This window comes from Enterobacter sp. DTU_2021_1002640_1_SI_PRY_ASU_LCPMC_013 (assembly GCF_032389435.1).
Lineage (GTDB): Bacteria > Pseudomonadota > Gammaproteobacteria > Enterobacterales > Enterobacteriaceae > Enterobacter > Enterobacter hormaechei_C.
Map to the genome: position 1 here is coordinate 3,486,745 of NZ_CP135594.1, position 12,294 is coordinate 3,499,038.

The 12,294-nt window shown below is 55.9% G+C and carries 8 protein-coding genes; 6 read left to right on the forward strand and 2 right to left on the reverse strand.

The features are described from left to right. Nucleotides 1-42 precede the first annotated feature (42 nt). The gene (gene maeB / locus RS584_RS16690; RefSeq protein WP_023295115.1) at nucleotides 43-2,322 is read right to left on the reverse strand and encodes an NADP-dependent oxaloacetate-decarboxylating malate dehydrogenase; all 2,280 of its coding nucleotides are present in this window, start codon (nucleotides 2,320-2,322) and stop codon (nucleotides 43-45) included. Between the two features lie 286 nt (nucleotides 2,323-2,608). Here maeB and tal point away from each other — a divergent pair, with 286 nt between their 5' ends. Then, nucleotides 2,609-3,559: a transaldolase gene (gene tal, locus RS584_RS16695; protein ID WP_015572217.1), complete on the forward strand. Its 951-nt coding sequence runs from the start codon at nucleotides 2,609-2,611 to the stop codon at nucleotides 3,557-3,559. Nucleotides 3,560-3,578: 19 nt separating this feature from the next. Continuing rightward, nucleotides 3,579-5,567, forward strand: coding sequence for a transketolase (gene tkt / locus RS584_RS16700; protein WP_023295116.1), 1,989 nt, complete (start codon nucleotides 3,579-3,581; stop codon nucleotides 5,565-5,567). A gap of 87 nt (nucleotides 5,568-5,654) precedes the next feature. On the opposite strand, the gene RS584_RS16705 is transcribed toward tkt, so the two are convergent. Then, entirely contained in the window at nucleotides 5,655-5,987 is a 333-nt protein-coding gene (locus RS584_RS16705) for a tRNA-binding protein (RefSeq protein WP_144427946.1), read from the reverse strand. Nucleotides 5,988-6,125: 138 nt separating this feature from the next. On the opposite strand from RS584_RS16705, the gene ebgR reads away from it, so the two are divergent. The 4 genes from ebgR (at nucleotide 6,126) to RS584_RS16725 (ending at nucleotide 12,275) form a co-directional block, all read left to right on the forward strand. Further along, the gene (gene ebgR / locus RS584_RS16710; RefSeq protein WP_047636823.1) at nucleotides 6,126-7,109 is read left to right on the forward strand and encodes a transcriptional regulator EbgR; all 984 of its coding nucleotides are present in this window, start codon (nucleotides 6,126-6,128) and stop codon (nucleotides 7,107-7,109) included. A 146-nt stretch (nucleotides 7,110-7,255) separates the two neighbouring features. After that, on the forward strand, nucleotides 7,256-10,339 hold the full coding sequence (ebgA, locus tag RS584_RS16715; protein ID WP_315748351.1) for a beta-galactosidase subunit alpha: 3,084 nt from the start codon (nucleotides 7,256-7,258) through the stop codon (nucleotides 10,337-10,339). Further along, nucleotides 10,336-10,785 (forward strand): beta-galactosidase subunit beta, encoded by a 450-nt coding sequence (locus RS584_RS16720; protein ID WP_015572213.1) that lies wholly within the window; start codon nucleotides 10,336-10,338, stop codon nucleotides 10,783-10,785. The genes ebgA and RS584_RS16720 overlap by 4 nt, the downstream gene beginning before the upstream one ends. A 53-nt stretch (nucleotides 10,786-10,838) precedes the next feature. Continuing rightward, on the forward strand, nucleotides 10,839-12,275 hold the full coding sequence (locus tag RS584_RS16725) for an amino acid permease (protein ID WP_047062595.1): 1,437 nt from the start codon (nucleotides 10,839-10,841) through the stop codon (nucleotides 12,273-12,275). The last annotated feature ends 19 nt before the right edge of the window (nucleotides 12,276-12,294 follow it).

A 12,294-nucleotide genomic window follows, 5' to 3' on the forward strand; every position in this document is an offset into this window, starting at 1 on the left:
ATTCCCTCTCTCTCCGGGAGAGGGTTAGGGTGAGGGTAAAAATTACAGCGGCTGCGTCTGTGCCTCAACCACCGCCAGCGCTACCATGTTGACGATACGACGCACGGAGGCAATCGGCGTTAACACATGTACCGGTTTTGACACCCCCATCAGCACTGGCCCTACGGTCACCCCTTCAGAACTCGACACGCGCAGCAGGTTATAGCTGATACGCGCCGCTTCTACGTTCGGCATAATCAGCACGTTCGCCGAGCCTTTCAGCGGGCTGTCCGGCATACGTTCATTACGAATGCTCTCCACCAGCGCGGCGTCGCCGTGCATCTCGCCGTCGATCATCAGTTCCGGCGCACGCTCGCGCACCAGGTCCAGCGTCTGGCGCATTTTGCACGCCGCCGCGGATTTGGATGACCCGAAGTTAGAATGCGACAGCAGCGCCACTTTCGGTTCGATACCAAAGCGGCGCACGGTTTCCGCCGCCATCACGGTGATTTCCGCCAGTTCGTCCGGGGAAGGATCGTCGTTGACGTAGGTATCGGCGATAAAGGTGTTCCCGCTTGGCAGCAGCAGCGCGTTCATTGCGCCGGCAGTATGGACACCCTCGCGATAGCCGAAGATCTCCTGCACCACGCTGAAATGCTCATGGTACTCGCCGATGGTGCCGCAGATCAGCGCATCCGCCTCACCGCGGTGAACCATGATCGCGCCGATCACCGTGGTGTTGCTGATCACCGCCCGCTGCGCCTGCTCCTGGGTGATCCCACGACGCTTCATGATCGAATAGTATTCGTTCCAGTACTCTTTGAAGCGCGGATCGGATTCGTTATTGACGATCTCAAAGTCCACGCCCGGCTTAATTTGCAGGCCCAGCTTCTGGATACGCATCTCGATCACGCTCGGACGACCAATCAGGATCGGTTTCGCCAACCCTAAGGTGATCAGCTCCTGCGTGGCATGCAGCACGCGCGCCTCTTCCCCTTCCGCCAGCACCACGCGCTTCGCGTCAGCGCGCGCCTGGGAGAAGATCGGCTTCATAAACAGGTTGGTTTTGTAGACGAACTCGGTGAGTTTATCGACGTAGGCATCGAAATCTTCAATCGGCCGCGTCGCCACGCCAGAGTCCATCGCCGCTTTGGCCACCGCTGGCGCGATCTTCACGATCAGACGCGGGTCAAATGGTTTAGGGATAATGTAGTCCGGGCCGAAGCTCAGATCCTGATCGCCGTAGGCGGAGGCCACCACTTCGCTCTGCTCGGCGTGCGCCAGCTCTGCGATAGCATGAACGGCGGCGAGCTTCATCTCTTCGTTGATTGCCGTAGCGCCGACGTCCAGCGCACCGCGGAAGATGAACGGGAAGCAGAGCACGTTGTTCACCTGGTTCGGGTAGTCCGAACGTCCGGTACAGATGATCGCGTCTTCACGCACTGCCTTCGCCAGCGGCGGCAGAATTTCCGGCTCCGGGTTCGCCAGGGCCAGGATCATTGGCGCGCGCGCCATCTTCTGCACCATCTCCTGGGTCAGTACTTTCGGGCCTGAACAGCCGAGGAAAATGTCGGCACCTTCAATGACGTCTTCTAGCGTGCGCTTGCCGTCGTCTTCCACCGCATAGGCCGCCTTGGTTTCCGCCATGTTTGGCTCGCGGTCTTTGTAAATCACGCCTTTGGAGTCGCAGACCACGATGTTGTGTTTCTGCATGCCCAGCGCCACCAGCAGGTTCATACAGGCGATGGCCGCGGCGCCAGCGCCGGAGACCACCATGCGCACGTCGGAGAGGTTTTTCTCCACCACACGCAGACCGTTCAGAATGGCGGCGGTACTGATAATCGCCGTGCCGTGCTGGTCGTCATGGAACACGGGAATGTTCATACGCTCGCGCAGCTTCTGCTCGATATAGAAACATTCCGGCGCTTTGATGTCTTCCAGGTTGATGCCGCCGAAGGTCGGCTCCAGCGCCGCCACCACGTTGATGAATTTATCCGGGTCCAGTTCGTCCACTTCGATATCGAAGACGTCGATACCGGCAAATTTCTTAAACAGAACGCCCTTCCCTTCCATCACCGGCTTACCGGCCAGCGCGCCAATGTTCCCTAACCCCAGTACCGCCGTACCGTTAGAGATAACGGCCACCAGGTTGCCACGGGCGGTGTATTTGTACGCCGCCAGCGGATCTTTTTCGATTTCAAGGCACGGGGCAGCTACGCCTGGCGAGTAGGCCAGCGCCAGATCGCGCTGGGTCGCCAGCGGTTTGGTCGGGGATACCTGGATTTTACCCGGAACAGGAAACTCGTGAAAATCGAGAGCGCTTTGTTTTAACTGATCATCCATCTTGTTATTCCTTTCACGTTTCGGTCAAAAAGGGTGATGTTGACGTTCCTATGCACACCCTGGTGTGCCGCATAGTATCGCCGCAGGCAGGCTCCTAAACTTTGAAGGCTGCCAAACTCTCACCATTGCAGAATAAAAATTGTTATCAATTTATAACAGCCATGTTACCCGTCTCAGACAGCAATGCCTCCCCCGTCTGCTATGCTTTTTTGTTAAGTCCATCATGATTTTCTCAGAAGTGTGACCTGACGCACTCGACTAACTCTTTTATTTCCAAGGAGTAATTATGAACCAGCTAGACGGCATCAAACAATTTACCACCGTGGTTGCAGACAGCGGCGACATCGAATCGATTCGTCACTACCAGCCGGAAGACGCGACCACCAACCCCTCGCTGCTGCTCAAGGCGGCTGGTCTTGCGCACTTTAGTCATCTGATTGATGACGCCCTTGCCTACGGCAAACAGCGCGGGAAAACGCAGGAGCAGCAGGTCGCCGAGGCCAGTGACAAGCTGGCGGTCAATATCGGTGCGGAAATTCTTAAAAGCATACCGGGACGCGTCTCCACCGAAGTGGATGCCCGCCTCTCATTCGACCAGGAAAAGAGCATTAGCAAGGCTCGCCGCCTGGTGGAACTCTACCAGGAGCAGGGGATCGATAAATCACGCATCCTGATCAAGCTTGCCTCCACCTGGGAAGGCATCCGCGCGGCGGAAGTGCTGGAGAAAGAGGGGATCAACTGTAACCTGACGCTGCTGTTCTCCTTCGCCCAGGCGCGTGCCTGCGCCGAAGCGGGCGTGTTCCTGATTTCACCGTTTGTCGGACGTATCTACGACTGGTATCAGGCGAAACAGCCGATGGATCCGTATGTGGTGGACGAAGATCCCGGCGTGAAATCGGTGCGTAATATCTACGATTATTACAAGCAGCACCGCTACGAGACCATCGTGATGGGGGCCAGCTTCCGCCGCACCGAGCAGATCCTCGCGCTCGCGGGCTGCGACCGGCTGACCATCTCCCCAGACCTGCTGAAGAAGCTTCAGGAGAGTGAAGAGACGGTGATCCGCAAGCTTGTGCCAACCTCCACCGTTCTGCCAAAACCAAAACCCATGACCGAAGCGGAATTCCGCTGGGAGCACAATCAGGACCCAATGGCCGTGGAAAAACTGGCGGACGGCATCCGTCAGTTCGCCGTCGACCAGCGCAAACTCGAAGATCTTCTCGCCGCCAAACTTTAACCTTGCCACGGAGTGAACTATGTCCCGTAAAGAGCTCGCCAACGCCATTCGCGCCCTCAGCATGGATGCCGTACAAAAAGCCAATTCCGGCCACCCTGGCGCCCCCATGGGTATGGCTGATATCGCCGAAGTGCTGTGGAACGACTTCCTGAAGCACAACCCTACCGATCCGACCTGGTACGACCGCGACCGTTTTATTCTTTCCAACGGGCACGCCTCGATGCTGCTCTACAGCCTGCTGCACCTTTCCGGCTACGATCTGCCGCTTGAGGAATTAAAAAACTTCCGCCAGCTGCACTCCAAAACGCCGGGCCACCCGGAGATCGGCTATACGCCGGGCGTTGAAACCACTACCGGCCCGCTGGGCCAGGGGCTGGCGAATGCGGTTGGCCTGGCGATTGCCGAACGTACGCTGGCCGCGCAGTTCAACCAGCCCGACCACGAGATTGTCGATCACTATACCTATGTCTTTATGGGCGACGGCTGTCTGATGGAGGGGATCTCTCACGAGGTCTGTTCTCTGGCGGGCACCCTGGGGCTGGGCAAGCTGATTGGCTTCTACGATCACAACGGTATCTCCATTGACGGGGAAACCGAGGGCTGGTTTACCGACGATACGGCGAAACGCTTTGAAGCCTATCACTGGCACGTGGTGCACGAGATCGACGGTCACGATCCAGAGGCGGTGAAAAAAGCGATTCAGGAAGCGCAGAGCGTGAAGGACAAACCGTCCCTGATCATCTGCCGCACCACCATCGGCTTCGGCTCGCCGAACAAAGCGGGCAAAGAGGAGGCGCACGGCGCGGCGCTGGGTGAAGAGGAAGTGGCGCTGACCCGCCAGAAACTGGGCTGGAAACACCCGGCCTTTGAGATCCCAAAAGAGATCTACAAGGCCTGGGATGCTCGCGAAACAGGTGAAAAAGCGCAGCAGGCCTGGAACGAGAAGTTTGCCGCCTACAAAAAAGCGTATCCGGAGCTGGCGGCTGAGTTTACCCGCCGCATGAGCGGCGGCCTGCCGGAAGACTGGGAAGAGAAAACTCATGCGCTGATTGAGAACCTGCAATCCAACCCGGCGAAAATTGCCACCCGTAAGGCATCACAAAACACCCTGAACGCGATTGGCCCAATCCTGCCCGAACTGCTGGGCGGCTCGGCGGATCTGGCGCCAAGTAACCTTACCATCTGGTCCGGCTCTAAATCCCTGAAGGAGGACATTGCCGGGAACTACATCCACTACGGCGTGCGCGAGTTTGGGATGACCGCCATTGCCAACGGCATCGCCCACCATGGCGGCTTCGTGCCGTACACCGCCACCTTCCTGATGTTTGTCGAATATGCCCGTAACGCGGCGCGTATGGCGGCCCTGATGAAGGCGCGGCAAATCATGGTGTACACCCACGACTCTATCGGGCTGGGTGAAGATGGGCCGACGCACCAGGCGGTAGAGCAGCTGGCGAGCCTGCGCTTAACACCAAACTTCAGCACCTGGCGTCCTTGCGATCAGGTGGAAGCGGCAGTGGGCTGGAAGCTGGCCGTAGAGCGTCATAACGGACCCACGGCGCTGATCCTGTCGCGCCAGAACCTGGCGCAGATCGAGCGCACGCCGGAGCAGGTGAAAAATATCGCCCGCGGCGGGTACATCCTGAAAGACAGCGGCGGTAAGCCAGACGTGATCCTGATCGCCACCGGTTCCGAGGTGGAAATCACAGTAAAAGCGGCGGAGAAACTGACCGCCGAGGGTCACGCGGTGCGCGTGGTTTCCCTGCCTTCAACGGATATCTTTGATGCCCAGGATGAGGCGTACCGCGAATCGGTGCTGCCTTCAAACGTCGCGGCGCGCGTGGCGGTTGAAGCTGGCATTGCCGACTACTGGTACAAATACGTGGGCCTGAAAGGGGCAATTGTCGGGATGCATGGTTACGGTGAATCCGCCCCGGCCGACAAGCTGTTCCCATATTTCGGCTTTACCGTTGAGAACGTGGTGGAGAAGGCGCTAAGCGTGCTGTAGTGCTTTTGCCGGGTGACGCTGTCGTTTACCCGGCCTGCGGTTCGAGGCTTTGTAGGCCGGGTAAGGCGTAGCCGCCACCCGGCTTTTTCACACCACTCTTACCCCTGCCGCCATCGCCCGCTCCGGCGTTAATAACACACTTTCTCGGGCGTCATCGGTTTCCGCGCAGAGCAACATGCATTCAGACGTTTCACCGCGCATTTTAGCCTTTGCCAGGTTACACAACACCACCACCGTTTTGCCCATCAGCTCCTCTTCCCGGTAATACGGCACCAGGCTGGTGACGGTTTGCAACGTTCTGTCTCCCACCTCTATCTGCGCAATATAGAGCTTGTCCGCATTGGCGTGACGTTTAACGTCAACAATCTTCCCCACGCGGATCTCGAGCTTTGCAAAATCATCGTATGCTACCGTTTCCACTTTTGCCTCCCTGGTAAAACTTTACTAAATACTAACACGGTAACTGGCGAGAGCAACAGGGATGTTATTTACTAAAAATTAATGCATGTCCGAACGCATCCTTTACAATAAGCTATCTCGTGGGGAATAAGGACAAACATGGCAACGCTGAAAGACATCGCGACGGAAGCTGGCGTCTCGCTGGCAACGGTATCCCGGGTTTTAAACGATGACCCGACGCTGAATGTGAAAGAAGAGACGAAACACCGCATTCTGGAGATTGCCGAGAAGCTGGAATACAAAAGCACGACCTCCCGTAAAATGCAGTCTGTCGCTGCCGGTCAGCAACATATTCTGGCGCTCTACAGCTACCAGCAGGAACTGGAGATCAACGACCCTTACTACCTTGCCATTCGCCACGGCATTGAGACGCAGTGCGAAAAACTGGGGGTCGAACTGAGTAACTGCTACGCTAATGCCACCCTGCCGGAGCTGAAAAAGCTCACCGGGGTGTTGATTGTAGGCAAACCCTCCCCTGCGCTTCGACGTGCGGCAATGTCGTTGACCGACAACGTCTGTTTTATCGACTTTCACGAGCCAGGCAGCGAGTACGATTCTGTCGATATTGACCTTTCGCGCATCAGCAAGCAGATCGTGGATTTCTTTATTGCTCAGGGAGTTAAGAGGATTGGCTTTATCGGCGGCGAAGATGAGCCAGGCAAGGCTGATATTCGGGAAGCCGCCTTCGTGGAGTACGGGCTCCTGAAAGGGGTGGTATCGGAACAGGACATCTGGCGCGGCGGTTTTTCCAGCTCGTCCGGTTATGAACTGGCAAAAACCATGCTGGCACAACAGAGCTGGCCTTCCGCCTTGTTCGTGGCCTCTGATTCCATCGCCATCGGGGTGTTACGCGCCATCCACGAAAAAGGGCTGGCGATCCCGGAAGATATTTCACTGATCAGCGTGAACGACATTCCAACCGCCCGCTTTACCTTCCCGCCTCTTTCCACCGTGCGCATTCACTCTGAAATGATGGGCAGCCAGGGCGTTAATCTGCTGCTGGAAAAGGCCCGCGATGGCCGCGCGCTACCGCTTCAGGTCTTCGTCCCGAGCGTACTGAAGCTGCGCGGCACCACCCGCTGATTTCCACCTGTTAACTCTCCCGCCGGGCACGCCCGGCTTTTTTAATTTCGTGATCGAGTTAAAGCAAATCGGTTTTACTGATTTTATTTAGTAAAATATTTACTAAAATCTCCAGCAATGATGTTTTACCCCTACAGGGAGATCACATGAATCGCTGGGAAAATATTCAACTCACGCATGAAAACCGGCTCCCGCCGCGTGCGTACTTCTTCTCTTATGACACCGTTTCCCGGGCGCGCACGTTTGCGCGTGAAGCCAGCAGCCACTTTCTGTCGCTAAGCGGAAAGTGGAACTTTCGCTTCTTCACGAACCCGCTGCTTGTCCCGGAAAACTTTACCTCAGAATACATGGCCGACTGGGGCGATATTACCGTGCCGGGCATGTGGCAGATGGAAGGTCACGGTCAGTTGCAGTACACCGACGAAGGCTTTCCTTTCCCGGTGGACGTACCATGGGTGCCGTCAGACAACCCGACCGGGGCATACCAGCGCTGGTTTACGCTTTCTGAAAGCTGGCAAGAGAAACAGACCCTTATCAAGTTTGACGGCGTCGAAACCTATTTCGAAGTCTACGTGAATGGCCGCTATATAGGCTTTAGCAAAGGCAGCCGACTGTCTGCCGAGTTTGATATCAGCGATGCGGTACACAGCGGGCAAAACCTGTTGTGCGTGCGGGTTATGCAGTGGGCAGATTCCACCTACATTGAGGATCAGGACATGTGGTGGACGGCGGGGATATTCCGCGACGTCTACCTGCTGGGAAAATCACTCACGCATGTCCGCGATTTCACGGTTAAAACCACCTTTGACGAGGCATACCGGGACGCCACCCTCTTCTGTCAGCTTGAGCTGGAAAACCTTGCTGCACGCCCTGGCTGTGTTCAACTGGATTATACCCTGTACGACGGCGAGACAGTGCTGCACCAGGGAACAACCGACAACCTGACCGTCAGCGAGCGTGCGGAAACCGCCTTCAGCATTGAGGTGAGGCATCCCCGCCAGTGGTCCGCTGAATCGCCGGATCTTTATCATCTGGTCATGACTTTAAAAGATAACCATGGCCAGACGCTGGAAATCATCCCGCAGCGCATCGGGTTTCGGGATATCAAGGTGAAAGACGGCCTGTTCTACGTTAACAACCGTTATCTGAAGCTGCACGGCGTCAATCGTCATGACAACGATCATCTGAGGGGCCGCGCGGTGGGGATGGATCGCGTGGAGCGCGACCTGATCCTGATGAAGCAACACAATATCAACTCGGTACGTACCGCCCACTACCCGAACGACCCGCGCTTTTACGAGCTTTGCGACCTGTACGGCCTGTTTGTGATGGCTGAAACGGATGTGGAATCTCACGGCTTCGCCAACGTCGGCGACCTGAGCCGCATTACGGACGATCCGGTGTGGGAGCCGGTCTACGTTGAGCGTATCGAACGCCATATTCACGCGCAGAAAAATCATCCGTCGATCATCATCTGGTCGCTCGGAAATGAGTCCGGCTACGGCTGTAACATCCGCGCGATGGCCCGTGCGGCAAAAGCGCTGGATGATACTCGCCTGCTTCACTACGAAGAAGATCGCGACGCCGAGGTGGTGGACATTATCTCCACCATGTATACCCGCGTACCGCTGATGAATCTGTTTGGCGAATACCCGCACGCCAAACCGCGCATTATCTGCGAATACGCCCATGCGATGGGCAACGGTCCCGGCGGGTTGACCGAGTATCAGGACGTGTTCGATCGCCACGACTGCATTCAGGGGCATTATGTCTGGGAGTGGTGCGACCACGGTATTCAGAAAACAGACGCCAGCGGCAATATCTGGTACGCCTATGGCGGCGACTTCGGTGATTACCCCAATAATTACAACTTCTGCCTCGACGGGCTGATCTACTCCGATCAAACGCCCGGGCCAGGTTTGCGTGAGTACAAGCAGGTGATCGCCCCGGTCAAACTGCGCTGGCAAAACAGTGAGCTGCACGTTGATAACCGCTTATGGTTCACCAGCCTGGATGATTACACCCTGCTCACGGAGGTGCGTGCGGAAGGTGAAACGCTGCACAGCGAGCCACTGAACATCACCGGGTTGGCCCCCAACAGCTCCCGCAGCGTCAGCCTGCACGTGCCGGAACTGGACGAGCGCGAAGCATTTCTGACTGTACGTATTATCAAAAACAGTCCCACGCGCTACAGCGAGGTCGGGCACGAGATCGCGGTGTATCAGTTCCCGTTAAAAGGCCGCACGGCACGCCCGACACCGTTTATCAACACCAGTGCCACTCCGCTGCATCTGGAGGAAGATCGCCTGAGCTGCACCGTGACCGGGCATAACTTCCGCGCGAGCTTCTCTAAAGTATCGGGAAAACTCAGCGCCTGGCAGGTGAACGGTGAGGAATACCTTACCCGTGAGCCAAAGATTAACTTCTTCAAGCCCATGATTGATAACCATAAGCAGGAGTATGAAGGGCTGTGGCAGCCGTATCATTTCCAGATCATGCAGGAGCATCTGCGCGGTTTCGAGGTTGAGCAGCATAACGATGCGATCATCGTCACCACCCGTACCCTGATTGCCCCGCCAGTGTTTGATTTTGGCATGCGCTGTACCTATCGCTGGCGCATCGCCGCCGACGGGCAGATCAACGTTGAGCTATGCGGTGAGCGCTACGGCGAGTACTCGCACATCATTCCGTGCATCGGCTTTACGCTTGGCATCAACGGCGGTTTCGATCAGGTGAGCTACTACGGGCGAGGGCCGGGTGAAAACTATCCGGACAGCCAGCAGGCCAGCACCATCGACCTGTGGCACACCACGGTTGATAAGATGTTTGAAAATTATCCGTTCCCTCAAAACAACGGCAACCGTCAGCAGGTGCGCTGGGCCTCCCTCGCGGATCGTCATGGCAGCGGCGTGCTGGTCGTACCGCAACAGCCTCTCCACTTCAGCGCCTGGCACTACACGGCTGAGAATATTCACGCCGCACAGCACTGCAACGAACTGCGCCGCTGCGATGACATCACGCTTAATCTTGACCACCAGGTGCTGGGCTTAGGCTCCAATTCCTGGGGAAGTGAGGTACTGGAGAGCTGGCGCGTCTGGTTCAGTCCGTTCCGCTACGGCTTCACATTGCTCCCGCTCAATGGCGGCCGCATCGCCTCGATGGCGCTGGCACGCCAGCAATTCGGCACCGGTTTCTTCTCCATGGATTTGCACAGCGAGGCAGACAAATGATCGTTCTTGAGAGCCTGGAACAGTTTCAACAGCATTACCGCACGGGTCGCAAATGGCAGCGCTGCTCAGAAGCCATTAACAATATCGATAATATCTCGCCCGGCGTAGCCCATTCGATTGGCGATTCGCTGGCCTACCGTGTGACCAATGATGCCAGCACCGACGCGCTGTTTGTCGGGCATCGCCGCTATTTCGAGGTGCATTACTACCTTCAGGGCGCGCAGAAAATTGAATATGCCGCCAAAGATGCGCTTCAGACAGTGGAGTGCTACCGCGATGAGACCGATCGAGAATACCTGAAAGGCGTGGGTACCACCGAACAGGTGCGCGAGGGGCAGATCGTAATTTGTGAGAACCATGAGGCGTATCGCTTTATCAGCGAGGAGCCGGTCAAAAAAGTCATTCTCAATGTGACCATCGAAGACGGTTATTTCCATAACAAATAAAAAAACGAGCGGTGCCAATGAAGCACCGCTAGCCTCTTACCCGGAGAAACGTTATGTCTGAAACCACCAAACGCAATACCATCGGCAAATTCGGCCTGCTGTCGCTGACCTTTGCCGCCGTGTTTAGTTTTAACAACGTGATCAATAATAATATCGAACTCGGACTTGCCTCCGCGCCGATGTTCTTTTTAGCAACCCTGTTCTATTTTATCCCGTTCTGCTTAATTATCGCTGAGTTTGTCTCGTTGAATAAAAACTCAGAAGCTGGAGTTTATGCCTGGGTAAAAAGTTCACTCGGCGGGCGCTGGGCATTTATTACCGCTTATACATACTGGTTCGTGAATTTATTCTTCTTCACCTCGTTATTACCGCGCGTCATTGCCTATGCCTCTTATGCCTTTCTTGGCTATGAGTACATTCTCACACCATTTGCCACAACGGTGCTAAGTATGGTGCTGTTCGCCTTCTCAACGTGGGTCTCCACCAACGGGGCGAAGATGCTGGGGCCAATTACGTCTGTAACCTCCACGCTGATGCTGCTGCTGACGCTCTCTTACATTCTGCTGGCGGGCGCGGCGCTAATGGGTGGGGTGCAGCCCGCTGATCCGATTACCGTCGACGCGATGATCCCGCATTTTAACTGGGCATTCCTCGGCATTACCACCTGGATATTTATGGCTGCCGGGGGCGCGGAATCCGTCGCGGTGTACGTAAACGATGTGAAAGGCGGTTCGAAATCTTTCGTTAAAGTGATCATCCTGGCGGGGATCTTTATCGGCGTGCTGTACTCCATCTCCTCGGTACTGATCAACGTCTTTATCAGCAGCAAAGCGTTGAAGTTTACCGGGGGTTCGGTGCAGGTGTTCCACGGTCTGGCGGTGTGGTTTGGCCTGCCGGAAGTGTTGATGAACCGTTTCGTCGGTCTGGTTTCCTTTACCGCCATGTTCGGCTCCCTGCTGATGTGGACGGCGACGCCGGTCAAAATCTTTTTCTCGGAGATCCCGACCGGCATTTTTGGTCCGAAAACCGTGGCGCTGAACGAAAACGGCGTACCGGCGCGCGCGGCCTGGATCCAGTATTTGATTGTGATCCCACTGATGATTATCCCGTCCATGGGCTCCAGTACCGCGCAGGAGCTGATGAACACCGTCATCAATATGACCGCTGCGGCCTCCATGTTACCGCCGCTGTTTATTATGCTGGCCTACCTCAACCTGCGTCGTAAGCTCGATCACCTGCCGCGCGATTTCAGGATGGGTTCACGAACCACGGGTATAACCATAGTGTCGATGCTGATTGTTATTTTCGCCATTGGTTTTGTGGCATCCACTTTCCCTACCGGTGCCAATATTCTGACAATTATTTTCTATAACGTCGGTGGCATTGTTTTATTCCTCGGATTTGCCTGGTGGAAATACAGCAAATACGTAAATGGATTATCAAAAGAACAACAAAAAATTGAAGCATCACCTGCCTCGAATATTAACTGAAATAAAAGGCATGGATTTT

What these genes read in the sequence shown, in the direction of transcription:
- maeB (WP_023295115.1), bottom strand. Translation starts at nt 2,322, where the DNA reads ATGGATGATCAGTTAAAACAAAGCGCTCTCGATTTTCACGAGTTTCCT.
- tal (WP_015572217.1), top strand. Translation starts at nt 2,609, where the DNA reads ATGAACCAGCTAGACGGCATCAAACAATTTACCACCGTGGTTGCAGAC.
- tkt (WP_023295116.1), top strand. Translation starts at nt 3,579, where the DNA reads ATGTCCCGTAAAGAGCTCGCCAACGCCATTCGCGCCCTCAGCATGGAT.
- ebgR (WP_047636823.1), top strand. Translation starts at nt 6,126, where the DNA reads ATGGCAACGCTGAAAGACATCGCGACGGAAGCTGGCGTCTCGCTGGCA.
- ebgA (WP_315748351.1), top strand. Translation starts at nt 7,256, where the DNA reads ATGAATCGCTGGGAAAATATTCAACTCACGCATGAAAACCGGCTCCCG.
- RS584_RS16720 (WP_015572213.1), top strand. Translation starts at nt 10,336, where the DNA reads ATGATCGTTCTTGAGAGCCTGGAACAGTTTCAACAGCATTACCGCACG.
- RS584_RS16725 (WP_047062595.1), top strand. Translation starts at nt 10,839, where the DNA reads ATGTCTGAAACCACCAAACGCAATACCATCGGCAAATTCGGCCTGCTG.